Here is a 24,896-nt window from a genome sequence, read left to right as displayed (position 1 = left end):
ACGCGCCAGGCCGTGCAGAGCCGACGACCTCACCGCACCCGCGGATCCGCGGGCCACGCGTGCTTGGGATACCGGCCGCGAAGTTCGGCCCGCACCGCGGGATAACCGTTCACCCAGAAGGATTCCAGGTCACTGGTGACCGCCGCTGGCCGGCCGGCGGGGGAGAGGAGGTGCAGCAGAACCGGGACACGACCGTCGGCGACCTTCGGGGTCTCCCGCCAGCCGAAGGCGAGCTGTAGCTTCACCGCGAGCACCGGGCGCCCGGTTGAGTAGTCGACCCGGAACCGGCCGCCCGAGGGGACCTCGATCCGGTCCGGTGCCAGCTCGTCCAGCCGCCCCGCCTCCGGCCACGGCAGCAGCCGACGCAATGCGGCTGCCGTGTCCACGCGAGCAAGGTCGGCGCGGCGGCGGGAGCGGGACAGCTCAGGGTCCAGCCATTCGTCCACTCTCGACCACAGCGCCTCGTCGTCGACCGCGGGCCAGGGGGTGCCCAGGACTTCGTGCAGGAAGACCAGCCGCGCGCGCAACCGGTCCGCCTCCGCGGTCCAGGTGAGCACCCCTCCGGTCCGGAGCCCGGTCAGCAGCGCCTCGCGAACCCGCGCCGGGTCCGGGTCCCGCAACGGACGGTCACGCAGGACGATCGCGCCCAACCGCCGCACCCGCCGGGCGACCACGTCCCCGTCCCAGGACACGTCGTCGTGCTCGGAGACCAGGTTCGGTGCCGCCCGCACGGCCAGCTCCTCGTCCGCCCGCGCGGCGAGCCGGATGACGCCGTGCGCGCGGCCGGGGTCCCGGGTGGCTTCGGCCACGGCCAGCCACTCCGCGTCGCCGAGACCGCTGCCGGCCGGCAACTCCGCGGCGGTGCCACCGGCCATCAAGTAGACCGGCGAGTCCGGTCCCCGTCGCCGGGCCAGCCGCTCGGGATGAGCCAGCGCGACCACCAGCGCCGGATCGGGCGCGTCCGGCCCGCCCGGCACCAGACGCGCCAACCGGCGGACCTCGGCGTGCCAGCGCGCGCCGCGGTCGTCGCTGTCGTCGCGGAGGCGGCGCAGCTCGGTCTCCACATCCGTCGCCGTCCCACCGGCATCCATCAGTGCCACCACTTCGGCCGCGTGCCGGGCACCGACCTCGGCGGCCCCGTCGAGCAACGCGCGCGAGAGGCGAGGGTGCAGGCCGAGTTCGGCCATGCGCCGCCCACGGGCGGTCACGGTGTCGCCGTCCAGCCCGCCCAGCGTGCGGAGCAGCGCCTGGCCCGCGGCCAGCGGTCCCTCCGGCGGCGGGTCCCACCAGGACAGGCCCGCGCCGTCCGGCGTCGACCAGCACGCCAGCTCCAGCGCGAGCCGCGCCAGCTCGGCAGTGCGGATCTCCGGCTCCGGATAGGCCGGCAGGCTCGCGTGCTCGTGGTGGGACCAGCAGCGGTACACCCGTCCCGGCGCCTCACGGCCGGCCCGGCCGGCGCGCTGCTCGGCCACGGCGGCCGAAACCCGCACGGTCGCCAGGCCCGGCAACCCGCGGCGGTGGTCCACGCGCGGCACCCGGGCCTGCCCCGAATCGACGACCGCCCGGACGCCGGGGACGGTCAGGCTCGACTCGGCCACCGCGGTCGCGAGCACCACCCGGCGGCGCTGCCCCGGGCGCAGCGCCGCGTCCTGCTTGCCGGGTGCGAGGCGGCCGTGCAACGGCAGGACGTCCACCTCCGGGAGGTCGAGCATGGCGCCGACCCGGGCGATCTCGCCGGCACCCGGCAGGAAGGCGAGGACGTCCCCGCCCCCGTCGGCCAGAGCCCGGTGGATCGCCCGCGCCACGCACGCCTCGGTCCGTTCGCCGCGGGCGGGCGGGACGTGGATCGTGTCGACCGGGAACGTCCGGGCCTGCGCGGTCACTACGGGAGCACCGCCGAGCAGGTCCGCGAGCCGGCCGGACGCCACCGTGGCCGAGGTGGCCAGCAAGCGCAGGTCGTCGCGGAGCCCGCCGCGCACGTCGAGCAGGAGCGCGAGCACCAGATCGGCGTCCAGGTGCCGTTCGTGGCACTCGTCGAGCAGCACGGTCGCGACCCCGGGCAGCTCCGGATCGTTCTGCACGCGGCGGACCAGCAGGCCCGAGGTGACCACTTCGACGCGCGTGCGCTGCGACACCTTCCGGTCGCCCCGCACGGAGTAGCCGACGGTCTCGCCGACCGGTTCCCCGAGCAGCGCCGCCATGCGCGCGGCCGCGGCCCGCGCGGCGAGGCGCCGCGGCTCGGCCACGACGACCCGGCCCGCGGTGCGCGACATCAGGTCCAGCGGAACGAGGGTCGTCTTGCCGGTCCCGGGTGGCGCGACCAGCACCGCGGTGCCGTGCGCGGCCAGGGCACCGGCGAGGTCGTCGAGGACGGCGCGCACGGGGAGGTCGGGCAGGTTCATGGCGGGAGTCACGGTAGACGACCGCGGCGCCGGTCACCCGGACGTATGGCATTGGCCGGGCACGGCCGGAACTCACAGGTTTCTCAGGGCGGGCCGCTAGCCTGGGCCCGTGTCCCGCCCGTCCCCTTCCGTGCTCGACATCGTCGGCACGCTCGTGCGACTCGGTCTGGCCGCCGTGTGGCTCGTCTCCGGGGTTGCCAAGATCAGCGACTCCGGCCAGACGTACCTGGCGGTCAAGGCGTACGAGGTGCTGCCCGACGCGTTGCTGCACCCGGTCGCGACGGGGTTGCCGCTGCTGGAGCTGGCCCTGGGCGCCTTCTTGCTGCTCGGGCTGCTCACCCGCTGGGTGAGCGTCGTCTCGGCCCTGCTGCTCCTGGTGTTCATCGCCGGGGTCGCGCAGTCCTGGGCGCGGGGGCTGACCATCGACTGCGGCTGCTTCGGCGGTGGCGGTCAGGTCGAGGCGGGCCACACCCGGTACCCCGAGGAGATCGCGCGTGACGTGGGCTTCCTGGTCCTGGCCTGCTGGCTGATCGTGCGCCCGGCCACCCGGATCGCACTGGATCGCTGGCTGCGCGGCGGGGCGCCGCGGGCCGAGACGGAGAAAGAGAGGATCTGAAGAACGTGGGTGGAGCGGAACGGTCCGCGCGCAAGCGCCGCCAGCAGCAGTCCCCGGCGGCCAGGGCGGTGACCCAGGCCCGCGGTGGTGGCCCCAGCCGGAAGACGATCGTGTCGGTGGTGGCCGTGGTGGTGCTCGCCGCCGTGGTGATCGGCGGCGTGATCTGGACCAACAAGTCGAAGAACGCGACCGAGGGCACGACCATCGCGCCGCAGACGGCGTCGGCCGCGCTGGACACCCCGGCGGAACGTCAGGGTGCCACGGTCGTCTCGGGCAAGGCCGAGGCCAAGGTGAAGCTCGACATCTGGGCCGACTTCCTGTGCCCCTACTGCGCGCAGTTGCAGCAGCAGTACGGCAAGCAGATCGAGGACCAGATCCAGGCGGGGAACGTGCAGGTCACCTACCACATGATCCCGCTGCTGAACAACCGGTCGGACCCGCCGGGCTACTCGCTGGCGTCCGCCAACGCCGCCCTGTGCGCCGCCGACCAGGGCAAGTTCACCCCGTACCACGACAGCCTGTTCGCTTCCCAGCCCGCCGAGGGCAAGCGCGGCTACGACAACGCGCAGCTGATCAAACTCGGCCAGGACCTGGGCGTCACCGCGCCCGGGTTCGCCGGGTGCGTGAACGCCGGCACGTACAACCAGCAGCTCCAGGACGCCCTCACCGAGGTCTCCAAGAACCCGGCCTTCCAGGGCACGCCGACGGTCATGCACAACGGCACGGTCGTCAACTGGACCCAGAACGACTGGCTGACGAACCTGATCAACCAGGCCGGCTGACGCGCGCCGCGGGGGGCCGGCCGTCACACCGACCCCCCGCGCAACGGCCACAGTGGGGTCATGTACAGTAGTCGCAGACGAGATGCGGAGTTCACCTTCGCTCCGGGGCTATGGCGCAGCTGGTAGCGCACCACACTGGCAGTGTGGGGGTCAGGGGTTCGAGTCCCCTTAGCTCCACAGTTTTCCAGATCGCCTGACCTGCTCACCTCAGCAGGTCAGGCGATCTTTTTTGGCGCGCCACGATGATTGACGACGCCGTGCCCGAGATTGCCCAGGCGATGCGCATGGGCCACGTCCTGCCCGACAAGGTACGGGAAACGTATTCACACGTGACCCGAACGATCGAGCAACGTCATGAGGCGGGTGTCGAGGAACGGCTTCGTTGTGCGCGCTCCAGGCCCGATGAGGAAGGCTGTGCGCCCCCGCCCGCCTACGCCGAGGCCACCCGCGACTTCGACCCCCGCGACCGCCGCGGGCGCCGCCGGCCAGGGAAGCAACGGCATTCAACTCGCTACTACCGGGTGGGTACCGCCCGGTCAGCGCCCTGCGGCCAGGTGGATCAGCCCGGCATCAGTGGTGCGGAAGCCGCAGGCGTCGAAGTAGAAGCGTCGCAGCTCCGGCTCGAAGTCGACGTGCAGCCACTCACAGCCCGCCGCACGTGCCCGCGCCGCCGCCAGCCGGACGACCGCCGTTCCGATCCCGCGGTGCTGGTGCGAGCCGCGGGTCTTCGTGTCGATCAGGAACGCGTGGTCGCCACCGTCCCAGGCCACGTTCACGAAGCCGACCAGGAGCCCTTCGCCGTCACGGGCGCCCACCCAGCCCAGGCTGTGCTGCTGGATCCGGCTCCACCAGCCGGCCACGGCGTTGCCGCCGTGCGATCGGACGAGATCGACCATCTCGTCGTCGGTGATGGGGTCCCGCCAGGCGTAGGAGATCGCTTCGCTCACCCGGCCAGCATCGCCGACCGGCCCCGTCGCGCAACCCATTGTGATCGGCCATTTCCCGGACGACGCGTTGTGCCGCTCACGGTAGTTCACGAGCTGCTCGCTTCAGTTGGTGCGCGGAAGAACGCCGGCTCGTGCTCGGCGGAGGTGCGGAACACAGCCGGCATCGCTGCACACTGGGCTTCGCTGACTGCGGCTGGACGAGCGCCCGACGTGTAACGCCCAGGTCGCCGCGATCCGCGGGATCGAGAAGTCGCTGGTCGAGCGGCGGTTCGACCGCTCACTGGTGCAGATGGCCACCGGTGCCGGCAAGACCTACACGGCGGTCACCGGGTCCTACCGGCTGCTGAAGTTCGGCGGGTTCAATAGACCGCGACAACCTCGGTGATCAGACGCTGGCGGAGTTCCGAAACTACCCGCCACCCGAGTTCCAGCATCAGTTCACCCGTCCTCGGACGGAGCACCACGTCCAGATCGGACAGCCCCAGGAAGGGCAGCTCCAGATCCAACAGCCGACGCTGTGAATACGGATACGGTGCGCGGTCGTTGGACCACCACGCACCCGCAGTGACGGCGGCGGCTCCGGTGGTGGCGGCGAGGACGGTCTTGCGCGAGGGACGGCTGAGGAGCGGCATCGGTCTTGTCTTCTCGGTGACGCGCGACAGGGCGCGGACGGAACGGATACGCGGCGGCCGGTCAGCCCCGCGGGAACGGGGTGCGCAGGACGCGCGCGGCGAGCACGGCGCAGACCAGCGCGATCGGGATCTCGGCGAAGACCGCCATGACGATCGCAGTGGCCAGGTCCGCGGCGGGCGCCGCCGAGGTGACGTCGAACCAGGCGTCCACGAGCAGCAGCACCGCGGTGCCGACCGCGGTCAGCACGCACCGGTTGTCCCGTCGCAGCAGGAACCGGCCGGTGGCGAACAACGCCAGCGCCTCGCAGCTGTCCAGGCCGACCCAGGTGAGCGACCAGTGCGCGTCCCGCGCGCTGGCCGGCAGGGTGACCGAGAGGTAGAACACCCACGGGATCATCGCGAGCCCGGCCACCACGAAGGCGGCACCGAGCGCGCTCGGCCGGCGTCCACCGGGGCGGTCGGCGCGGGCGCCCGGCCGCCCGCGCCCCGGCCGGGGCTCGGACCCGATCCGGCTGAGGACGGGGTCGCGGTCGAGGCGGTCCGTGGCGGCGAGCATGGCGGTTGTCCCCTCCCCGCCCGGCGTCGGCGTCTGGTGGTGCGCCGGGCATGATCACCACTCTGGCCGCCGCGGCCCGGCGGATCAGTAGCGTGGAGTTCCGTTCCGGGGGTGGTGCCAGGTACAGGCCGAAGCGGGCGCCAGCGCCATGGAGCGCCGCTCACGTGATCGAATACCGTCGGGGCCATGAACACCGTCCTGGCGCCGATCGGCCGCTTCCTGCTGGCGCCCTGGCGCGGGCGAGCGTGGCGCGACCTGTGGTTCGTGATCCTCTCCTCGGCGCTGAGCCTGCTCCCGCTGGGTCTGATCGGGCTGCCGTGGGCGGTCTTCGCCCCCACCCACCTGCCGTCGATCCTCGCCTGCGCCTTCCTCCCGGTGCTGGCGGCGGTGCTGCTGGGCCCGCAGCTCACGACGCTGCGGCGGTACGTGTACTACGAGATCCGGGGCGCCCAGATCCCCCGGGCCCCGCACACGACCCGGGACGCGGCGTCCGCGGACGCGCCGTTCCTCCAGCGGATGCGCGTGCGGCTGCGCCACCCGCGCACCTGGCGGCAGGCCTGCTACCACCTGATCGCGGGACCGGCGGCCAACCTGGTCGGCGTGATCGCGGGCACCATGTGGGTCGCCGGGCTCATCTGCTTCGGCTGGCTGGGCATGGCGATCGTCCTCGGGCCGGACTGGAAGTGGTTGTCCATGGCGACGTCCCTGGCGCTGTGGAGGGCGCTCGCGTGCCTGGTAGTGGTCTACCTCGCGCCCTGGCTGGTCATGGCCTCGGTGCGCTGGGATCTGAAGTTCGCCACCGACCTGCTCGGCCCCAGCCGGGCGGAGCGGCTGGCCCGCCGGCTGACCGACCTGACCGAGAGCCGGGCCGCGGTGGTGGACGCCGCCGACGCCGAGCGCCGCCGGATTGAGCGCGACCTGCACGACGGCGCCCAGCAGCGGCTGGTGTCCCTGGCGATGAACCTGGGCCTGGCCCGGGCGACCCTGAAGGACCTGCCCGAGGACGCCCGGACCGCGCTGGCCGAGGCACACGAGGAGGCCAAGGAGGCCCTGGGCGAGCTGCGCAACCTCGTCCGCGGCCTGCACCCGGTGGTCCTTGAGGACCGCGGCCTGGACGCGGCGCTCTCCGGCATCGCGGCCCGCTCCCCGGTGCCGGTGCGGTTGGCGGTGGACGTGCCCCGGCGGGTTCCGCCGACGGTCGAGGCGGTGGCGTACTTCATGGTCTCGGAGGCCCTGGCCAACGTGGCCAAGCACGCCCAGGCGTCCGCAGCCCGGGTGGACGTGTGGCTGGACGGCGCCCTGCTGCGGCTGTCCGTCGCGGACGACGGGATCGGCGGCGCTGACGCCGCCCGCGGCTCCGGGCTGACCGGCCTGGCGCAGCGCGCGGCCTCGGTGGATGGCAGGCTCGAGATAGTCAGCCCGGTCGGCGGGCCGACCACGGTGATGGTGGAGCTTCCGTGCGAACTGTGATCGCCGAGGACTCGGTGCTGCTGCGCGCCGGGCTGACCAAGCTGCTGGAGACCACCGGTTTCGAGGTGGCCGCCGCGGTGGACGACGCCGCCGGGTTGCTGGCCGCGGTGGAGCGGCACCGCCCGGAACTGGTGATCGCGGACGTGCGGATGCCGCCGACCTTCACCGACGAGGGGATCCGCGCCGCCCTGGTGGTGCGGCGGCAGTGGCCCGAGGTGGCGATCATGGTGCTGTCCCAGTACGTCGAGGAGCGCTACGCCGCCGACCTGCTCTCCACGAGCACCACCGGCGTCGGCTACCTGCTCAAGGACCGGGTCGCGGACGTGAACGTCTTCCTGGAGTCGCTGCGCCGGGTGGCCGCGGGCGGCACCGCGCTGGACCCCGAGGTGGTGGCGCAGCTGCTGGTGCGGCGGCAGAACACCCCGCTGGACCGGCTCACCGGGCGGGAGCGGGAGGTGCTCGGGCTGATGGCCGAGGGGCGGTCCAACGCCGGGATCGCGGAGAAACTCGTGGTCAGCGAGAGCGCCGTGGCCAAGCACATCAACAGCATCTTCACCAAGCTCGATCTGCCCACCTCGGAGGGCGATCACCGGCGAGTCCTGGCCGTGCTGCGATTCCTGGAGCGCGCGTCGCCGACCGTGTGAAGCGTGAGGCGCCCCGGCTTTTTCGTTTCTCCGGCGTGCCACGGGGATTCGTGCGGCATCGACCCGTGCCATAACTGAGGTCGTGGCGCAGCTATGAGCTGCGAAGACATCAACGTGAGCCGTGAAGCCCCGCCATGGCACCACGCCGTGACACCGGCGGCAACGGTCGCGTTTCTTGCGGCGGCGCCGGTTCGAACCCGCGGCGGTGCCGGTTGACGGCCCACGCAAGCGGCGCCGCCATCGAAGGAAACAGAACCCAGCGGGCCGGCAGTGCCGGGGGTTTCGCTCGAGCGAGTGAAACCCCCGGCGCCGGGATCATGCCTCGTCGTCGTGGATGGTGACGTAGGCGGTGTTCTTGCCGGTTACGGCGTTGGTGGGGTAGCCGAGTACGACCTCGTACGGGGTGTCGGCACTGGCGTCCACCGCCGAGTTGTCCTGGATCGGGATGGTCGCCGTGGCGGTGGTCTGCCCGGCGGGAATCGTGACCTTCTGCGCCGCCGCGGTGATCTGGGTGCCGGCACCGGTCCTGGCCTGGAGGTGCACGGTCACCGCCAGCCAGCTCGGCTTGGACAGCCGCACGGCGACCGTCGCGTTGCCGGCGTTCTCATTGGCCGTCGTGTCGCTGACGGACAGTTGCGGCAGCTTGGTCGGCGCACCGATGCCGACGGACGGCGTGGTGAACGCGAGGTCGGACAGGAGCACCCCGCCGGTGGCGGTCGCCGTCGTGATCGCGACCTGCCGGATGTCGGTCGTGTCCACCCTGGTCATCGCGGCGACCGGCCAGCGGACGGTGCGCAGCCACGTCTTCGGCAGCAGGTCCTGGTTCCCCGCCGGCAGCGGTGAGAGCGCGCCGCTCAGGGCCGAGACGGTGGTGGACTCCGTCCTGCCGGAGCCGTCCACGACGGTGAGCCGCAGATCAGCGGCGGTGTTGCCCGCGTCCGGCGCCGCCCGCAGGGTCAGTGCGCCGTAGCCGCTGACGTCGTACCGGCCGGACGGCAGTGCGGCCGTCATCTGGCCCCCGTTGGCCCAGGTCAGGTGCAGCATCGGAGTGGCGGGCACGTTCGTGGTGTGCGTCACCGGGGTGAACGACGGGAAGCGGCTGGTGGCGGTGGAGTCGCTGCACGAGGGCAGGCCGCTCTGCGGGGAGGCACCGGCGAGGCTCGCGCAGTACTGGCCGAGCACCTTGCCGGAGAACGTGACGTTCCCGGCTGCCGCCTGCAGCGGGGCGACGTCGAGCCGTTGCGCTGCGGGCGACTGCGTCGCCTGCAGGACCGTCGCCGCGCCGACCTGGACCGCGCTGCCGAAGCCGGACTGGAACATCGGCAGGAAAGCGGTTTCCCTACCGAGGGTCATGCGGAAGAAGCCTGCGGTGTACGCGACGCCGGCCGCCCGCTGCTGGTCCAGGGTGAGCCGGGTGCTGCCCGCCGCGGTGCTGCCGCAGGCCGGGTCGGCCCGGTCGACGTAGACGTCCCAGTCGTCGCCGTACACCTGTGACCACACGTCGTTGAAGTAGTTGTGGTTGGCGCCCATCATGAGCAGCGACGACTTCAGTGCGGAGTCCGTGCCGCTCGTGTACCGCGAGTCCTCGAAGAAGTGCTGGCCTTCCTGGTTCGAGACGTCGCCGTCGCAGTAGGGCAGGAGCACGGCCATCGGCACGTCGGGCAGTGCGGGGCGGGTCCGGTTGATCGGCGCGATCGGGAGCACGCCCCTGATCCCGTACGGGGTGGGGCGGGCGGCGTTGAGCAGTGCGGCGCGGACCACGCCGTCGCCGCCGCGGGAGTGGCCCATCAGGCCGACGTTGCCGAGATCCAGCTTGCCCTTGAACACGGGGCTCATTCCGGGAGCGGTGCCGGCGTCGGCCTTGGCGAGCAGGTCGAGGTGTGCCATCACCAGCTGGCCGCGGGCCAGGCCACCGCGGTCGGGCGAGGCCGTGCTCTGGTCGAAGGCCCCGATCGCGTTCGCGCTGATCGACACGACCACGTAACCCTGGCTGGCCAGCGTTTCGGCCGACCGGGCGTAGCCGAGGTAGCTGGGCATCGGCTTGAGGCCGTTGACGCAGGGCCAGTTCGCGTTGTCGAGCGCGCCGGAACCCGGGTCGTAGCAGGCGTCCTCGCGGCCGTGCAGGAACACCACCACCGGCCGCTTGCCGGACGCGCCGACCGGCACCCACGCCGCTGCCCGCTCCTCGACCGGTACGCCGGTCAACCCGGACAGCTGGAGCGCGGTGTCACCGAAGTCGTAGTCGGCGCGGGTGACGCCGTAGCGTCCCGCGGCCTCGGGTGCGGACGTGATCGGCGTCCCGGCGGGCACGTCGGTCGCGGTGGTGGCGTTGCGGGTGGTCGTGCCGGGCACCACGCCCTGCCACGCCACCCGTACCGACGACGGGTGCGCCGCGGCGGGATCGGGCGTCACCAGGGTGAGCGTCCGGCCGTCCCGTGACTCCTGTGCCTCACCGAGCGACCGGCCGTCGACCGCGAGTTCCGGCGACGCGTCACGCGCCGGGAGCCGCTTGCCGAGCGTCAGCGTGATCCGGTAACCGCCGTCCACCGGCGTGACCGACCAGGAACCATCGGGCGAAGCCGCCGACGCGGACGGCGTCGGCAGCAAAGCCAGTCCCAGGGCCAGTACCGCGCCGGTGATCGCCGGTCTCCAATGCTTGCGCATCCACACCCTCCGGGGTTTTTGTTGCGACCTACTACAAACAGCGATCAATCTAGGCCCGGGCGCTGGCGGGGTGGTGACACGAAGATCGTCAGGGCGCGCAGGTCAAGCCGCCGGGTACGGGAGCGCAACGAGTCGGGTACTGCCCGCCGCGGTCTCGCCCGCACCGGCGGGCGAGATGTTCACGCCGTCCACATCAGGGTCTGGGACCTTGGTCCGGGAGGCCTCAGCGGTCTACGGCCACCTCCGACCGCAGCTGCGCCGAGTTGCTCGATGCCGGCGCCGTACCCGGGGGGCCGCGCACGGGTCAGCCGAGCACTCCCTGCACCGCCACGGTCTCGGTGTACTCGCGCAGGCCCTCCTCGCCGAGCTCCCGGCCGACCCCGGACTGGCCGAACCCGCCGAACGGGGCGTCGAGGCTGAAGGCAGGTCCGTTCACGTCGACCTGACCCGTGCGCATTCGCGCGGCGAACGCCAGGGCCCGCTCCGGCTCCCCCCACACCGCGCCGTGCAAGCCGTAGCGGGTGCCGTTCGCGATGCGCAGCGCCTCGCCCTCGTCCCGGTACGGCAGCACCACGAGCACCGGGCCGAACACCTCCTCCTGCGCGATCTCCCAGTCCTCCCTCGCCCCGGCCACGACGACCGGCGGCGTGAAATGCCCGCGCGGGGGCAGAACGCGCCCGCTCCCCGCCACCCGCGCGCCGCGGACGCGAGCACGTTGCACGAAGGACTCCACGCGATGCCGCTGTGCCGCGGACACAAGCGGTCCGTTCTCGGTGGCCGGGTCGCGGGGATCACCGACGATCACCGCCGCCATCGCCTCGGCGGCGCAGTCGACCGCGGCGTCGTGCCGCGCGGCCGGGACGAGCAGCCGGGTCCACGCGCTGCACGTCTGACCGGAGTTCAGGGTCGCCGAAGCGACCGTGGCACGCACCGCCGTGGTGAGGTCGGCGCCAGGCAGCACGACACTCGCAGACTTGCCGCCCAGCTCGAGACACACGCGTTTCACCGACTCGGCCGCCCTCGCCATGACGGCCCGCCCGACCGTGGTCGACCCGGTGAACGACACCACGTCGACGTCGGGATGGGATGCCAGCGCCGTGCCGACGACCTGGCCGCGACCCGGCACGACGTTGACCACCCCGGGCGGCACGCCGGCTTCGGCGACGGCTTCGGTGAACAGGCACGTGCTCAACGGCGTCAGCTCGGCCGGCTTGGCGACCACGGTGCACCCCGCGGCCAGCGCCGGTGCGACCTTCGCGGCCAGCTGGTACAGCGGGTAGTTCCACGGTGTGATCGCGGCGACCACACCGGCGGGCACCTCGTGCACGAGCGACGTGCCCATCTCGCGGACAGGTGACCGATGCGCGGCGAGCTCGGCGTAGTACCGCACCACGTCGATCGCCACGTCCACCTGGGACTCCCGCGTCACCGTGACCGGGCAGCCGACCTCGGCAACGACCGTGTCGACCAGCTCGTCCCGCCGGTCCCGCAGCCGGTCGGCGAGTGCGCCGAGCAGAGCCGCGCGCTCGGCGTACCCGCGTTCGGCCCATCCCGGGAACGCGCGCGCCGCCGCGGCCACCGCCCGCGCCACGTCCTGTTCGGTGCCGTCGGCGGCGTGCCCGATGACCTCCCCGGTCGCCGGGTTCGACACCGGGATGGCCGCCGCCGACCGGTGCCACTCGCCGTCGACGAACACGGCAGCCGCGTCAGCGGGCATCAGCGGCCTCCCCGGCACCGAGCTCGGGTCCGTAGACCTGTTTGCCGAGCCACTGTCCACCGTCGACGGTCAGGACCTCGCCGGTGACGTAGGCGGCGCCGTCACCGAGCAGGAACGCGGCCGTCCCGGCGATCTCGTCCGTCGCGGCCATGCGTCGCTGGGGCACGCTGGCTACGACGCGGTCGCGGCTGGCCCGATCGCCCCACAGCGCCGCTCCCGCGCCCGCGGTTTCCGTGGGCCCCGGCGCCAGGCAGTTCAACCGCACGCCGCGGCCGGCCCATTCGACGGCCAGGGTGCGGGTCATCGCGAGGACCCCGGCCTTGGCCGCGGCGCTGTGCACCGTGCCCGGGTGGCCGTGCCACGCGTAGCTGGCGATCACCGACAGCACGCTGCCGGACTGCTGCTCGAGCATGACGTCGGCGGCCGCCCGCGTGCAGTGGAACGTGCCGTTCAGCACGATGTCGATCACCGCGCGCCAGCCGCCGGGGCTGAGCCGCTCCCCGGGGCACACGAAGTTGCCCGCCGCGTTGTTGACGAGCGCGTCGATGCGGCCGAACCGGTCGCGCACCGCGTTCATCGCGGCGCTGACCTGGTCGAAGTCACGCACGTCCACGGTCAGCGCGGTGGCGGTGCCGCCCGCGGCGCCGATCAGGTCCACCGTCTCGGTCAGCGGTTCGATCCGCCTGCCGAGCACCGCGACGCGGCCACCGCCCGCGGCATACCGGCGGGCGATGGCGCGGCCGATGCCGGACCCGCCACCGGTGACCACCGCGACGCGTCCCGCGAACTCGCTCATGCCGTTTCCTCCTCGCTGTGCCCGCGGAACACGAGCGCGTCGACGGCGAGCACACCGTCGGCACCGGCCCGCAGGGGGTTGATCTCGCACGTCGCGACCGGCATCCGGGACACGGCGGCGATCGCGCGCGCCAGCGCCGGGATGTCCACGCCGGGCGCGCCGCGCCAGCCGAGCAGCCGGGGATGGCTGCGCAGCCGGGTGAGCATGGCCGTCGCTCCGGCCTCGTCGACCGGGGCCAGTTCCAGCACGGTGTCGCGCCACAACTCGGCCTCGACACCACCCGAGGAGACGACGACGACCCGCCCGAACACGGGGTCGTGACGCATCCCCACGAGCACCTCGACCACCCCGGCGCGCTCGTCCATCCGCTCGACCACCACCGAGTCCAGGCCGAGCCGGGCGGTCAGGTCCCGGTGCGCGGCAGCCACCTCCCCGGCGGTGCGCAGCCCGAGCACGACACCGCCCGCCTCGGTCTTGTGGTCGAGGTCCGCCTTGAGCACCGTGGCGCCCGGCCAGCTCTCCGCGAGTGTCACGGCCTCCTCCGCCGACCGCGCGGTACCGGCCTCCGGCACCGGTATCCCCGCGTCGCGCAGCATTTCGCGCGCTGCCGGGTACGAACAACGGTCGCCTTCCCCGACCGGGGCCGGGGAAGGCACGTCCCGCGCTACCGCGCGCTCCCACCGCAGGCACCCGGCGACCGCGCGCAAGGTCGTCTCCACGTCGGGAAACACCGGGATCCCGCCGCGGACCAGCACGTCGACAGTCGGCCCGTCCTCGGCCATGCTGTGCACGACCACCGGAACCGTCCGGGCGAGGCGGGTCAGCCGGTGCGCGACGGCGCACTCGGCCTCGCCCAACCCTGGACTGTCCACTCCGAACCGTCCGAAGTAGCCGGTCAGTACGACCGCGCCCGCATCGGACGCGACCGCCTCCGCGGCCGCCGCGTAGGACGACAGGTCCTGTTCCCCCGCGCCGGCGAGGTCGACCGGGTTGCCGGGCGCAGGGCCGTCCGGCAGGGCTTCGGCCAGCCGCGCCCGCGTACCGGACCCGAGCGGGGTGACCCGCAGACCGGCCGCGGTGGCGATGTCCGCGGCAAGCGCTCCCTGCCCGCCCGAGTCGGAGACGACGACGATCCGGTCGCTGCGCGGGCGCACACCCGCGGCGAGGGCGTGCGCGAGCGCCGCCGCCTCCGCCGGGGTCCGCGCCCGCACGGCGCCCACGGCGCGGCAGGCCGCGTCGAGCACGTCCATGCTGCCGGTGAGCGCCCCGGTGTGGGACCGCGCCGCGGCGCTGCCTGCCGCGCTGTCGCCGACGGCCAGGACCACGAGCGGTTTGCCCGCCGCACGCAACGCCCTCGCCGCGGACAGGAACCCGGCGGCGTCCCGGACTCCTTCCAGGTAGCCGATCACCGCCGTGGTGGCCGGGTGTGTGGCGAGCCCGGCCAGCAGTTCCTCGAACGTGATGTCGGCCTGCGCTCCGACCGAGGCGAACCTGGACACGCCCGACCCGTGCCGGTGCAACAGGTGCGCCAGCTCGGAGCCGACCTGGCCGCTCTGGGTGACGATCGCGACGGGTCCCGGTGTGAAGTGGCCCCAGGCCAGCCGCAGCTCCTGTGCACTGTCCACAATGCCCAGTGAACTGGGACCGAGCAGCCGGGCTCCCGCCTCTCGGGCGCGCCGCGCGAGGTCGCGGAGCAGCGCGGACCCGCCGGGCAGCCGCTGCACGCCGTCGCTGATGACGAGCAGCGCCCGCGACCCGAGGTCGAGCGCGCCGGTCACCGTCTCCTCGACAACGGCGGCCGGCACCACCACCGCCGTCAGGTCCACCGGCCCGCCCAGCTCACGCAGGCTGCGCGCGACGGGAACCCCGCAAACGGTGCCACCCCGGTGGTTGACCAGGTGCACCGCGCGGCGGCCCCGCCCGCTCAGCGCGCCGGACGCGAGCCAGTAACCCCATTTCGCCGGGTTGTCGCTCGCACCGACGACGGCGACCGAACGGGGGGCCCATAGGGGCGACAGGTCATCCCCCACCGGTTTCGCGCGGCCGGTGAAGGTGTCAGCGGCGGTCATCGAGGCTCCGGGAGATGATGAGCCGCTGGATGTCGGAGGTCCCTTCCTCGATCTCCTCGAGCTTGGCGTCGCGCATCCACTTCTCCACCAGGAACTCCCGCGAGTAGCCCCACCCGCCGAGCGTCTGCACCGCGGCCCAGGTGGCGAACATGGCTGTCTCGGACGCGACGAGCTTCGCCATGGCCGACTCCCGGCCGGCGGGCAGCCCGGCGTCGATGCGCCTGGCCGCGCGCCACGTCATGAGCCGCGCGGACTCGACCCTGGTCGCCATGTCCGCGAGCCGGAAGGCGACCGCCTGGTGTTCGATGATCGGCTTGCCGAACTGACGGCGCTGGCGCGCGTACTCGGTGGCGTACTCGGTGGCTGCGCGCGCGACACCGGTCGCCGCCGCGGCGAGGATCGTGCGCGACCGGTCGAAGGTGTGCATCAGGCCGCGGAAACCCTCCCCCTCGGCACCGATCCGATCGCGTTCCGGCACTTCCACCTCGTCGAGCACGAGCTCGGCGTTGATCAGTGCCCGCTGGCCCATCTTCTTCCACGGCTCGGACACGGTGAACCCGGGAGTGTCGCGGTGCAGGACGAACGCCGTCACCCCACGGGCACGCAGTGCCGGGTCGACGGTGGCGAACACGATGTAGTGCTCGGAGGCACCGGCGTTGGAGATCCACGCCTTCCGTCCGGAAAGGACGTACCGGTCGCCCTTGCGGACGGCGCGGGTGGTCAGGCTCGCCGCGTCCGAGCCGGTGTCGGGCTCGGTCACCGCGAGGGAGGTCATCGGCGGACGCTGCGCCCCCAGCGGGGTGAGGAAGCGCTCCCGCTGCTCGCCGGTGCCCAGCTCCAGGATCGGGTGGGCGAAGAACCCGTTGGCGGTCAGCAGGTTCCCGATGGCGAGGTCACCCGTGCACAGCTCCTCCTGCACGAGGCACTGCGTGAACACGTCGGTGAAACCGCCACCCCCGTAGGCCTCCGGGAGCATGAACGACGTGAGGCCGACCTTCGCGGCTGAATACCAGATGTCCCACGGGACTTCGGTGTCGGCCTCGTCGACCTCCCGCGCGATGGGCCGGATCTCCTGTTCGGCGAAGCGGCGGCACAGGTCCAGGATGTGGTTCTGCTCGTCGGTCAGGGCGACGAGCTCGGTGGGTAGACGCAACGGATGGCTCCTCGGAAACGGGGAGGGAATGTCGAGCACGGACCGCGCCCGGGCTCCCAGCGTAATAAATAACTGGCTCGTCAGTCAATGATGCGGACCAGTCGACACCCGGTCCAGATCGTGCGGCTCGGGGTTACCGGGGCAGGATGACCCGGTCGATGAAGGACTGGCAGGTGGTGCGCATCCGCGCCAGGGTCATGTTCCGCGACCCGGCCAGCACCTGGAGCGCCAGCCCGTCGAGCACCGCGACCAGCAGGTTCGCGAGCTCGACCGCGTCGGCGTCACCGATCTGACCCGCCGCCTGCCCGTCCCGGACGATGCCGGCGATGAGCCGTCGCCACTCGCCGTAGGCGCGCTCGTTGAGGTCCTGCAGGTCCGGGTCGTGGATGGCCTCGACCCACAGCTCGGCCCAGACGTGCCAGGACTCGACGGTCTCGTCGTCGGCGGGCAGGTAGGCGTCGACCAGGGCACGCAGCTTGCTGACGGCGTCGGTGTCGGACTCCAGGATGGCGGTGCGGCGGGCGAACGACCGGGCCACGTTCTGCTCGAACGCCGCGCGCACCAGGTCCTGCTTGTTGGTGAAGTAGTAGTGCAGGATGCCCGAGGACAACCCCGCCGCCTTCGCCACGTCGGCGAGCCGCAGCGCGCGGAACCCCTGCTCGGCGATGACGTGGCACGCGGCTCGCAGGATCTGCTCACGCCGTTCCGCTTCGACGTTGGGCCGCGGCATGCGTACTCCTTCTTCCCCCGGTGGCAGCGCGACCCAGTGTAGTGGAGTTGATTCACGCATCAGTCAGTTGTTCCACGGGAAGGTACCCGCCCTTGGCGCGGCGCCGCACGACCAGCACGGTCAGGGCGTAGTGCAGGACCCCGGAGACCACGACCGAGGGCAACGACGCCGTCAGGTACCGGAACGGTCCGGCCGGCTCGTAGGTCACCGGGTTGAGCAGCAGCGCGTAGGTGACCGCGCCCGCCCCCACGGCGATGAACGCGACGGGGTTGAACCCGCGCCAGAAGCCGTAGCACGACTCCTGGTTGGGCAGGTACAGGTCCCGTACGCGCAACCGCCCGCGCCGCAGCACGAAGTAGTCGACGACCTGGACCGAACACAGTGGAGCGACCAGGATCGCTCCCCAGGAGACGAACCGCGAGTAGTTGTCGTAGACCGCGGCGGGGAAGAACACGAGAACCGCGGCCGGCGCGAGGATCCCGGCGGCCATCAGGGCCCACGGCACGCGGCGCAGCAGCCCGCCGCCGCCGCCCTTGAGCGCGACCAGCGAGGAGTAACCCTGCGACACGACGCTGGTGATGTTCGCGAAACCGACGAACGCGAGGGCGAGCACGCCGAGCGCGGCGCCACCGAGCGGCACCATCCACATGGTCGGGTCCTCGGAGGCCAACGCCAGTGCGGCGAAGGCGCCGACGACGGCAGCGAGGACCGAGGTGAAGAACAACCCCACCATGTTGGGCCAGAACGCCGCGCGGGAGGAGCGCGTGAGGCGCGCGAGGTTGCCGACGTTGGGCCACCACGCGAACCCGCCCGCGATGTTGAGTTCGACGGCGAGCACGAAGTCCAGCTGCGCGTCGCCCGAGGAGGCCAGCGGTGGGATCGCGGCCAGCTCCGACCACGAGGTCTGCGTGAAGATCAGCACGAGCATGCCCGCCGTGACGATCACCAGCCCGGGGGCGACGATCCGGTTGACCCACTCCACCGACACCGGGCCACGGGCGAGCACGAGCCACGACAGCAGCACGGCCACGAGCGCGATCAGGCTGATCACGATGCCCGAGTTGTCGATGTCGGTCGAGAAGACCTGCTCGGCGACGTTGCCCAGCGCGTGCCCGCACATGATCGCGAGCACCGCCGACCAGGCCGCCGCGAGCAGTGTCGACATCGTGATCATCAGCAGTCGCGCGCCGCCGGAGCCGAACACGCTGCGCAGCGTCGTGAACTGCTCGACACCGTACTTCGCGCAGGGCAGGCACGGCGCGAGCGCGACGAGCAGCACGCTGATCCCGTAGCCGACGACGATACTGGCGATCCCGGCCTTGGCGCCGACGTAGAGGGCGACCGCCCCGCCCTGCAGGAACGCCCACGTGGCGATCGACAGACCCACGTTCACCGAGGAATAGCCCCAGAAGCCCCAGAGTCGCTCGCGCCGCAACAGGGGCAGTTCGTTGAGGGTGGCGTCGGTGCCGGCTGACTCCGTGCCGCCGGTCCTGGCGGGTGTGCTCATGCCGGGTACCCCCACCAGATCAGCAGCACGCTCACCACGGCGAGCACGACGGCCGCCAGCACGACGTCGCGCCACGGGAGGTCGGGCAGGAAGGTCTCGTCGCTGTCGGGATTTTCGAGCAGGGCGAGCCGGTGTTCCAGCTCGGCCTCGAAGGAGGACTCGGGCACAGCGGGGACTCCTCATAATTGATTGGCGGATTAGTTATAGGAGTCTGTGATCTGGTGCACACATCTGTCAAGAGTCATTGTGCGGCAAAGATCGGACTGGGTTCGGCCCGAGACGACGCGAAGATAGTTGACTGGCGGACCAGGAATCCTCACGATGGGAGACATGACCGTTGCCGCTCTGCCCTCCCAGGTCCCCGTCGTCGTCGTGGGTGCCGGGTACGCGGGCTTGTCCGCCGCACTGACCCTGCACGACGCCGGGGTACCCGCTCTGGTCCTGGAAGCCGCCGACCGCGTCGGCGGCCGGATCCTCTCGCAGTCCACGTCCTCCGGCGCGGTCGTGGACCACGGCGGCCAATGGGTCGGGCCGACCCAACGGCACCTGCTCGGCTGGGCGGAACGGTTCGGCTGTGCCACCTTCCCGACGTGGGACACCGGCGCACACCTCGAGCTGTGGCACGACGGTGCGCTGCGCCGCTACACCGGGGACGGACCGGACGGTGCGCCCGGCCTCGCTGAGTACGTTGCCGCGACGGCGAGGCTGGACGAACTGGCCCGCCGGGTGGACACCAGCGACCCCGGTAGCTGTCCCGACGCCGCGGCGTGGGACGCCGAGACCGTGGAGTCGTACCTGTCGCGGGAGGTCGCGTGCCCGGACGCGCGGCGCAGGCTGGCGCTGGCGGTGCAGGGCGTGTGGGCCGCGGAGCCACGCGAGATCTCCCTGTTGCACCTGCTGTTCTACACGGCCAGCGCGGGCGGGTTCGACCAGCTGATGCAGACCCGGAACGCGGCGCAGGACGCGCGGTTCGTCGCGGGGGCGCAGGCGCCCGCGCTGGCCGCGGCCCGGCGGCTGGGGGACGCGGTCGTCCTGGGAACACCGGTCGAGTCGGTCGACCAGGGCGGTGACGGGGTGCTGGTGCACACCGCGCGCGGATCCGTTCGCGCAGGACGGGTGGTCGTGGCGACACCACCACCCGCGACCGCCGGGATCCGGTTCCGGCCCGGACTGCCGGCGGCCAGGGCGCGCTGGGTGCAGCGCAGCGTCATGGGCGATGTGGCGAAAGTGCACGTCGTGTACGCGGAGCCGTTCTGGCGGAACGAGGGCCTGTCCGGAATCGCGTCGCTGTACGGGGAGGACGCGGTGGGAGTGGTGTTCGACAACTCGCCGCCGGACCCCGGGCCCGGAGTGCTGGTGGGATTCGTCTACGGCGACCGCCTGCGCGCGTGGTCCACCTTGGACGGACCGGCCAGGCGGGCGGCGGTGCTGGCCACGCTGACGCGGTTGTTCGGACCGCGCGCCGGTGAACCGGTGGAGTACCTGGAGAAGATCTGGCCGGAGGATCCCTGGGTCCAGGGCGGGTACGCGGCCAACCCCACGCCCGGTGCGTGGGTGGCCCACGGCAGCTCCGGCTGGCGGCGCCCGTGGGGCCGGATCCACTGGGCCGGGACCGAAACCGCCGACGGCTGGAACGGCTACATCGACGGAGCGATCTCCTCGGGAGTGCGGGCAGCCGCGGAAATCCTCGCGGCGTCGTGATCCTTCCGCCGGATCAGGACTGGCAGCCGCAGCCGGCCGCCGTCTTGGCCTCCGCGACGGAGGTGGTCGGGTCGACTGTGTTCTCACCGGAGGTGCAGCAGGCGCTGACGCCGCAGCAGGCGCCGCCCTTGTCACTGCTGGCGGTTCCGGTCTGCTCGGGGCTGATGGGTTTGGTGGCGTGGATGATCGCGGAGTGCATCCCGTCGGCGACCGCGTGGGTCGGGGTGACGCGGATGCCGGTGAACCCAGCGGCCTCCAGTCCCGCGCGGTATTCGGCGAAGGTGAGTGCCCCGGCGATGCAGCCGACGTGGTCGCCGCGTTCGGCGCGCTGCTCAGGCGTGAGGTGATCGTCGGCGACGACGTCGGTCACGCCGATCCGGCCGCCCGGCACGAGGACGCGGTAGGTCTCGGCGAACACGGCGGGCTTGTCGACCGACAGGTTGATCACGCAGTTGGAGATCACCACGTCGATCGTGCCGGCAGGCAGCGGGATGGCCTCGATGGTGCCCTTGAGGAACTCGACGTTGGTGACGCCGGCCTTGGCGGTGTTCGCCAGGGCAAGGGAGAGCATCTCGTCGGTCATGTCCAGGCCGTACGCCTTGCCGGTGGGACCGACCCTGCGTGCCGAGAGCAGCACGTCGATACCGCCGCCCGAGCCGAGGTCCAGCACGCGCTCGCCGGTTCGGAGTTCGGCGACGGCGGTGGGATTGCCGCAGCCCAGGGAGGCAGCGATGGCCTCGGCGGGCAACTGGTCGCGGTCGGCGGTCGAGTACGACGCAGCGCCGAACGAGTCGTCGACGTCGGGTGCGGCGGGGCCGCAACAGCCGGTGCCTCCACTGGTGACCGCGGTCGCGGCGGCGGCGTAGCGAGCGCGGACGGTTTCGCGCAGGTCGGTGTCGGTCATAGATGCCCTTTCATCGATGGTTTTCGATGAAAGGGCACTGTATCGATCGGAGTCGATGAACGCAACCATCGATGCGCGTCGATATAGTGGGGGCATGGTGATCCCATTGGCCCAAGCCCAGGTGTTGCCCGCGAGCGAGGCGGCGACCTACGCGGAGTGGTTCGCGTGTCTGGCCGAGCCGGTGCGGGTACGGCTGCTGCACGCGGTCGCGACCAGCCCGCCCGGGATCACGATCGGGTCGCTCGCCGAGATCGTGGGAGTCAGCCAGTCGACCTGCTCGCACCACGTGCGCAAGCTGGCCGACGTCGGGTTCGTGCTGCTGCGCAAGGAAGGTACGGCCACGATCGTCACGGTCAACCAGGCGTGTTGTGTCGGGCTGCCGCACGCTGCCGATGCGGTGATGGGCCTGCTCGCGCCGCGCCCCTGCTGCCCGGATGACGTGCCGGCCGAGGTGACGGTTCGCGAGCTGGAAGCCGCGGATTGGCCGGCGGTGCGGCGCGTCTACGGCGAGGGCATCGCGACCGGGATCGCCACGTTCGAGACCACGGTGCCCAGCAAGGCGGCGCTGGACGCGAAATGGCTGCCCGGGCATCGCTGGGTGGCCGAACTGGACGGGCAAGTGGTCGGGTGGACGGCTGCCACGCCGGTGTCCACTCGGGACTGTTACGCCGGGGTCGCGGAAACGTCCGTCTACGTCGGCGACGGACACCGCGGTCGGGGGGTGGGCAAGGCGTTGCTGCGCCAGCAGGTGACGGCCGCCGACGCGGCCGGGTTGTGGATGTTGCAAACGGCCATCTTCACCGAGAACCGGGCCGGCCTCGCCCTGCATCACCAGGCGGGTTACCGCACGGTCGGCATCCGCGAGCGCATCGCCCAGCGCGACGGCGTGTGGCACGACACCGTACTCCTCGAGCGCCGGTCACCCGCGATCTAGTCGGGCACTCGGGGGAGGAGTTCCGCGATCAGCTTGCGCGCCCGCCTGCCGATCTTGTCGCGGATCGCGCGGACTCGTTCGCCGGGCCGGCCGGCGGGGTCGTCGATGGCCAGTCGTCGAAGCGGCGTCCGGGCAGGATCGGGCAGGACTCGCCACAGCCCACCGAGACCACGACGTGGGCGGCGGTCAGGACCCCCGGCGGATCTCCTTGAGGCGCATCTCGACGCCGTCGAGCATGCGGCCAATGGCGTAGTCGAACAGGTCGCCGGAGTGGTCGGGATTCTTCTCTGGATCTTCGACATGGTCCTTCGCGGTCTCGGCCGGATTCACTCCGGCCGGGGGAACCGGCGTCGGCGACCACCCGCCTTCGGCGTCCGAGACGTGGTCCTTGGTCTTGCCCGTGCAGCGCCGGTCGTCTTCGAGCGAGATGAACAGACAGGCTTGGATGACGAGTATTCGGCACACGACCGCCGCCTCGTCCCGTTCGAATCCTGCGTCCCAAAGCGTTCTCATCGCACGGTCCACCATCAGGTCATCGGGCCCCCGAGAAGGGCCGTTGATTGCGATGCGCCGGGCTGATCCGGGGAACTGGATGAAGACTTCGCGCATGTTGGTGAGAAGTCTCCGCCACCAGTCCTGCCACGGCAGGTTTTCGCCGGGGAGCTGGTACTTCGCGAGGACGCGGTCGAGGACGGCGGTGACAACCGTTTCGCGGTTGCCCATGTGGTGGTGGATGACTGCGGGGTAGACGCCGAGGGCTTTCGCGAGGTCTCGTACTGTCCACGCTTCCAGGCCCTTGTCGCTCGTGAGCTCCATGGCGGCGGAGATGATCGCCTCTCTGGTGATGCCCTTCGGCCAGGTCCGTGAGGCAGATCGAGGAGACATGTCGCGACGAAATTCGTTCAGATGGTCTCGACGCCGGTATAGGTTTCCGTGGTCAGTGGCGTGGGCGCCCACTCCATACGCAGTTTGCCGTTTGCGTACCGGACCAGCCATTTGAATGAGTCGCCCTCGTCCGAAGTGGTCCCAGGCGCTTCTCCGGGAAGCTTGAGGCGGGCTGACCCGTTCATGGTCACCGGTCGAGGAGGGCCAGGTCGGGCGGCGCGATCCCACGTCAGTGCGACCCCTGTCCGCGGAGGCCGGCTTCGCCACCAACGAGATTCACGGTGCGGGAAATTGGGTCGTTCGCCTGCGCCGGCTCTGGTCCGCCGTTCCTCTCCCTCAGGTCGCCGTGTGATTGCACGGCGAATCCTCTCCTTCGTCGGCGCAGTGCTCGGGCCACCACTGGTCGAGCATGTCCATACGCACCTCCACAAGGCTGGGGTTGCGAAGGTCGATGATGTGCACGCCGCGCCAGCGGTGGAACCCGATTCGCTCCAGCATCGCGCCGGCACGAAAGGCGGCGGTTTCGGCGGCATCCGTGCCGGCACCGCGAAAGTCCAGTGGGGACACCCGGCACACCGCCAGCCGGGCGTTCGGAGCCATGATGCGTAACGCGCTCGCGGTCAGCGCCGCGCCGAGCCCGTGGCCGCGCCAGGGCTTCTCGACACCGATCGAGCGGACGATGAGCATGCGCGGGGCGCCTTTGCTGATGATGTCGTCCAGCTCGGCGTGCAGCTTGCCCTGGTCCGGGTCGACGACAGCTTCGGCGATGAAATCCAACGCCCACTCGCCCAGCACGACGGCGTCCAGTAGATTCCGTTTCCGGGCGAGGTCCGCGATCACGAATGAGATGTCTCCGACATGCTGGAGGTCATCGGGGCAGAGCTCGAGGTAGGAGACGTCGGCGGAGGCATCCCACTGCTCCGGTTGCTCGTCTTCGTCGTCAATCTGCCACCAGAACCGTCGGTGGCTCAATGTCAGCTCAATCGAGAGCGGGTTCGCCGGGAGATCAAGGACCACGACTGTCGCCCTTCACGTGGTGTCATGCCAGTTACAACCAAGGTGTCTGCCGCTGCCGGCCCGGTCTGCGAGCGCTGCCATCAAGGCCGGGGTGCATTGGTCAAGCGCGTGCGCAAGATTCCGGCCACCTGGCTTGGAGGACCTTCTCGATCATGTTGAACTCACGGTTCAGCTCGATCAGCATCACCTTCGCCTGGCCGGAATCAGACACGACCTCCGGGCACGGCTCCCTCGCCGGTGCCTGTACCGGCCATCGTTCCGGCGACCTCTGGCCATCCGATAAGTGAGGCACCGACGCAGCGCCACCGGTCATCGCGGCCGCGACCGCTGGCGCGTTGGGAAACACCTTCCGCACCATGCTCGTTCTCGCCATCGCTTTACCCGTTCGGGGGTCACATGTCGGTTTTCCCGGTATGCCGTGCTTCGTCACTGCGCTGATGTGCGCGAATTGGGCGACGAAGGCCGCGGTTGCTTATCCGCGGGGCCCCTCCGGTGTTGTCGTGCCGGAGCGCAGATCGTGGGCTCCAACTTGTGCTGTAGTTAAGTTCTATACAGTGACTCCCGGCAAAGTCAACCGAAACGCAAGTATTCACCGGTCGGAGATCGACGTCGATCGTGACGTCAACCTCGAGTTGACGTCACTACTTGTTGTTCAGTTAAGGTCCGAGGACCGGGGCTGCGGCGAGTCCGGCCAGTATGAGGAACGCAGGCCACGGCGGTGCGTCACCGCGACCGCCACGGCGAGCCCCGCGCCGATCTCTCCCACGCTC

22 protein-coding genes and 1 tRNA gene are annotated in these 24,896 nt (G+C 71.5%); 8 read left to right on the top strand and 15 right to left on the bottom strand.

What is annotated here, in order from left to right; all coding sequences use genetic code 11:
• Window positions 1-29: 29 nt before the first annotated feature.
• Entirely contained in the window at window positions 30-2,402 is a 2,373-nt protein-coding gene (hrpB, locus tag FHX45_RS10460) for an ATP-dependent helicase HrpB (RefSeq protein ID WP_167099383.1), read from the bottom strand.
• Between the two features lie 109 nt (window positions 2,403-2,511).
• On the opposite strand from hrpB, the gene FHX45_RS10455 reads away from it, so the two are divergent.
• The 3 genes from FHX45_RS10455 to FHX45_RS10445 all read left to right on the top strand — a co-directional run bounded on the left by FHX45_RS10455 (window position 2,512) and on the right by FHX45_RS10445 (window position 3,977).
• Window positions 2,512-3,018: a MauE/DoxX family redox-associated membrane protein gene (locus FHX45_RS10455; protein ID WP_167099380.1), complete on the top strand. Its 507-nt coding sequence runs from the start codon at window positions 2,512-2,514 to the stop codon at window positions 3,016-3,018.
• Between the two features lie 5 nt (window positions 3,019-3,023).
• Window positions 3,024-3,800, top strand: coding sequence for a thioredoxin domain-containing protein (locus tag FHX45_RS10450; protein ID WP_167099377.1), 777 nt, complete (start codon window positions 3,024-3,026; stop codon window positions 3,798-3,800).
• Between the two features lie 104 nt (window positions 3,801-3,904).
• Window positions 3,905-3,977: transfer RNA gene (locus FHX45_RS10445), tRNA-Ala, on the top strand.
• Between the two features lie 359 nt (window positions 3,978-4,336).
• On the opposite strand, the gene FHX45_RS10440 is transcribed toward FHX45_RS10445, so the two are convergent.
• The gene (locus tag FHX45_RS10440; protein ID WP_341771421.1) at window positions 4,337-4,747 is read right to left on the bottom strand and encodes a GNAT family N-acetyltransferase; all 411 of its coding nucleotides are present in this window, start codon (window positions 4,745-4,747) and stop codon (window positions 4,337-4,339) included.
• A 187-nt stretch (window positions 4,748-4,934) separates the two neighbouring features.
• Here FHX45_RS10440 and FHX45_RS28730 point away from each other — a divergent pair, with 187 nt between their 5' ends.
• On the top strand, window positions 4,935-5,132 hold the full coding sequence (locus FHX45_RS28730) for a DEAD/DEAH box helicase family protein (RefSeq protein ID WP_208406871.1): 198 nt from the start codon (window positions 4,935-4,937) through the stop codon (window positions 5,130-5,132).
• On the opposite strand, the gene FHX45_RS27770 is transcribed toward FHX45_RS28730, so the two are convergent.
• Entirely contained in the window at window positions 5,107-5,379 is a 273-nt protein-coding gene (locus FHX45_RS27770) for a hypothetical protein (RefSeq protein ID WP_208405873.1), read from the bottom strand. The two genes, FHX45_RS28730 and FHX45_RS27770, sit on opposite strands and share 26 nt — an antisense overlap.
• A 61-nt stretch (window positions 5,380-5,440) precedes the next feature.
• Window positions 5,441-5,935 carry a hypothetical protein gene (locus FHX45_RS10430; protein WP_243868981.1) on the bottom strand — a complete coding sequence of 165 codons (495 nt, stop codon included), beginning with the start codon at window positions 5,933-5,935 and terminating at the stop codon, window positions 5,441-5,443.
• A 186-nt stretch (window positions 5,936-6,121) separates the two neighbouring features.
• On the opposite strand from FHX45_RS10430, the gene FHX45_RS10425 reads away from it, so the two are divergent.
• Complete coding sequence (locus FHX45_RS10425) at window positions 6,122-7,405, top strand: sensor histidine kinase (protein WP_167099374.1); 1,284 nt, start codon at window positions 6,122-6,124, stop codon at window positions 7,403-7,405.
• Window positions 7,393-8,049 carry a response regulator gene (locus FHX45_RS10420; RefSeq protein ID WP_167099370.1) on the top strand — a complete coding sequence of 219 codons (657 nt, stop codon included), beginning with the start codon at window positions 7,393-7,395 and terminating at the stop codon, window positions 8,047-8,049. The genes FHX45_RS10425 and FHX45_RS10420 overlap by 13 nt, the downstream gene beginning before the upstream one ends.
• A gap of 315 nt (window positions 8,050-8,364) precedes the next feature.
• Here FHX45_RS10420 and FHX45_RS10415 read toward each other — a convergent pair whose 3' ends face one another.
• The 8 genes from FHX45_RS10415 to FHX45_RS10380 form a co-directional block, all read right to left on the bottom strand.
• Window positions 8,365-10,713 carry a poly(ethylene terephthalate) hydrolase family protein gene (locus FHX45_RS10415; RefSeq protein WP_167099367.1) on the bottom strand — a complete coding sequence of 783 codons (2,349 nt, stop codon included), beginning with the start codon at window positions 10,711-10,713 and terminating at the stop codon, window positions 8,365-8,367.
• 304 nt (window positions 10,714-11,017) lie between these two features.
• Window positions 11,018-12,430 carry an aldehyde dehydrogenase family protein gene (locus FHX45_RS10410; protein ID WP_167099364.1) on the bottom strand — a complete coding sequence of 471 codons (1,413 nt, stop codon included), beginning with the start codon at window positions 12,428-12,430 and terminating at the stop codon, window positions 11,018-11,020.
• Window positions 12,420-13,226 (bottom strand): SDR family oxidoreductase, encoded by an 807-nt coding sequence (locus FHX45_RS10405; protein ID WP_167099361.1) that lies wholly within the window; start codon window positions 13,224-13,226, stop codon window positions 12,420-12,422. The genes FHX45_RS10410 and FHX45_RS10405 overlap by 11 nt, the downstream gene beginning before the upstream one ends.
• On the bottom strand, window positions 13,223-15,295 hold the full coding sequence (locus tag FHX45_RS10400; protein WP_167099358.1) for an acetate--CoA ligase family protein: 2,073 nt from the start codon (window positions 15,293-15,295) through the stop codon (window positions 13,223-13,225). Before FHX45_RS10400 ends, FHX45_RS10405 begins: the two co-directional genes overlap by 4 nt.
• Window positions 15,282-16,448, bottom strand: coding sequence for an acyl-CoA dehydrogenase family protein (locus FHX45_RS10395; RefSeq protein ID WP_167099356.1), 1,167 nt, complete (start codon window positions 16,446-16,448; stop codon window positions 15,282-15,284). Before FHX45_RS10395 ends, FHX45_RS10400 begins: the two co-directional genes overlap by 14 nt.
• Before the next feature lie 133 nt (window positions 16,449-16,581).
• A complete protein-coding gene (locus FHX45_RS10390; RefSeq protein ID WP_167099353.1) occupies window positions 16,582-17,178 on the bottom strand; it encodes a TetR/AcrR family transcriptional regulator in 597 nt (198 codons plus the stop codon).
• Window positions 17,179-17,230: 52 nt separating this feature from the next.
• Window positions 17,231-18,685, bottom strand: coding sequence for a purine-cytosine permease family protein (locus tag FHX45_RS10385; RefSeq protein ID WP_167099350.1), 1,455 nt, complete (start codon window positions 18,683-18,685; stop codon window positions 17,231-17,233).
• Window positions 18,682-18,852, bottom strand: a complete 171-nt coding sequence (locus FHX45_RS10380; protein ID WP_167099347.1) for a hypothetical protein — start codon at window positions 18,850-18,852, stop codon at window positions 18,682-18,684. Before FHX45_RS10380 ends, FHX45_RS10385 begins: the two co-directional genes overlap by 4 nt.
• A 163-nt stretch (window positions 18,853-19,015) precedes the next feature.
• On the opposite strand from FHX45_RS10380, the gene FHX45_RS10375 reads away from it, so the two are divergent.
• Window positions 19,016-20,386 (top strand): flavin monoamine oxidase family protein, encoded by a 1,371-nt coding sequence (locus FHX45_RS10375; protein ID WP_208405872.1) that lies wholly within the window; start codon window positions 19,016-19,018, stop codon window positions 20,384-20,386.
• A 13-nt stretch (window positions 20,387-20,399) separates the two neighbouring features.
• On the opposite strand, the gene arsM is transcribed toward FHX45_RS10375, so the two are convergent.
• Window positions 20,400-21,359, bottom strand: a complete 960-nt coding sequence (gene arsM, locus FHX45_RS10370) for an arsenite methyltransferase (RefSeq protein ID WP_243868979.1) — start codon at window positions 21,357-21,359, stop codon at window positions 20,400-20,402.
• A gap of 25 nt (window positions 21,360-21,384) precedes the next feature.
• Here arsM and FHX45_RS10365 point away from each other — a divergent pair, with 25 nt between their 5' ends.
• Entirely contained in the window at window positions 21,385-22,224 is an 840-nt protein-coding gene (locus tag FHX45_RS10365) for a helix-turn-helix domain-containing GNAT family N-acetyltransferase (RefSeq protein ID WP_243868976.1), read from the top strand.
• Between the two features lie 186 nt (window positions 22,225-22,410).
• Here FHX45_RS10365 and FHX45_RS10360 read toward each other — a convergent pair whose 3' ends face one another.
• Together FHX45_RS10360 and FHX45_RS10355 are read right to left on the bottom strand one after the other, a co-directional pair.
• Window positions 22,411-23,109 (bottom strand): TetR/AcrR family transcriptional regulator, encoded by a 699-nt coding sequence (locus tag FHX45_RS10360; protein WP_167099338.1) that lies wholly within the window; start codon window positions 23,107-23,109, stop codon window positions 22,411-22,413.
• Window positions 23,110-23,445: 336 nt separating this feature from the next.
• Entirely contained in the window at window positions 23,446-24,126 is a 681-nt protein-coding gene (locus FHX45_RS10355) for a hypothetical protein (protein WP_167099335.1), read from the bottom strand.
• Window positions 24,127-24,896 lie beyond the last annotated feature (770 nt).

Origin of the sequence: Amycolatopsis granulosa (assembly GCF_011758745.1) — a bacterium.
GTDB classification, from domain to species: Bacteria; Actinomycetota; Actinomycetes; order Mycobacteriales; family Pseudonocardiaceae; genus Amycolatopsis_E; species Amycolatopsis_E granulosa.
The sequence above is the reverse complement of the archived record's forward strand: the minus strand, read 5'-3'. Positions and strand labels throughout refer to the sequence as shown.

Bases quoted from the DNA above. Each gene is read 5' to 3' on its own strand.
- hrpB (WP_167099383.1), bottom strand. From the start codon at position 2,402: ATGAACCTGCCCGACCTCCCCGTGCGCGCCGTCCTCGACGACCTCGCC.
- FHX45_RS27770 (WP_208405873.1), bottom strand. From the start codon at position 5,379: ATGCCGCTCCTCAGCCGTCCCTCGCGCAAGACCGTCCTCGCCGCCACC.
- FHX45_RS10430 (WP_243868981.1), bottom strand. From the start codon at position 5,935: ATGCTCGCCGCCACGGACCGCCTCGACCGCGACCCCGTCCTCAGCCGG.
- FHX45_RS10425 (WP_167099374.1), top strand. From the start codon at position 6,122: ATGAACACCGTCCTGGCGCCGATCGGCCGCTTCCTGCTGGCGCCCTGG.
- FHX45_RS10415 (WP_167099367.1), bottom strand. From the start codon at position 10,713: ATGCGCAAGCATTGGAGACCGGCGATCACCGGCGCGGTACTGGCCCTG.
- FHX45_RS10410 (WP_167099364.1), bottom strand. From the start codon at position 12,430: ATGCCCGCTGACGCGGCTGCCGTGTTCGTCGACGGCGAGTGGCACCGG.
- FHX45_RS10405 (WP_167099361.1), bottom strand. From the start codon at position 13,226: ATGAGCGAGTTCGCGGGACGCGTCGCGGTGGTCACCGGTGGCGGGTCC.
- FHX45_RS10400 (WP_167099358.1), bottom strand. From the start codon at position 15,295: ATGACCGCCGCTGACACCTTCACCGGCCGCGCGAAACCGGTGGGGGAT.
- FHX45_RS10390 (WP_167099353.1), bottom strand. From the start codon at position 17,178: ATGCCGCGGCCCAACGTCGAAGCGGAACGGCGTGAGCAGATCCTGCGA.
- FHX45_RS10385 (WP_167099350.1), bottom strand. From the start codon at position 18,685: ATGAGCACACCCGCCAGGACCGGCGGCACGGAGTCAGCCGGCACCGAC.
- FHX45_RS10375 (WP_208405872.1), top strand. From the start codon at position 19,016: ATGACCGTTGCCGCTCTGCCCTCCCAGGTCCCCGTCGTCGTCGTGGGT.
- arsM (WP_243868979.1), bottom strand. From the start codon at position 21,359: ATGGTTGCGTTCATCGACTCCGATCGATACAGTGCCCTTTCATCGAAA.
- FHX45_RS10365 (WP_243868976.1), top strand. From the start codon at position 21,385: ATGGTGATCCCATTGGCCCAAGCCCAGGTGTTGCCCGCGAGCGAGGCG.
- FHX45_RS10360 (WP_167099338.1), bottom strand. From the start codon at position 23,109: ATGTCTCCTCGATCTGCCTCACGGACCTGGCCGAAGGGCATCACCAGA.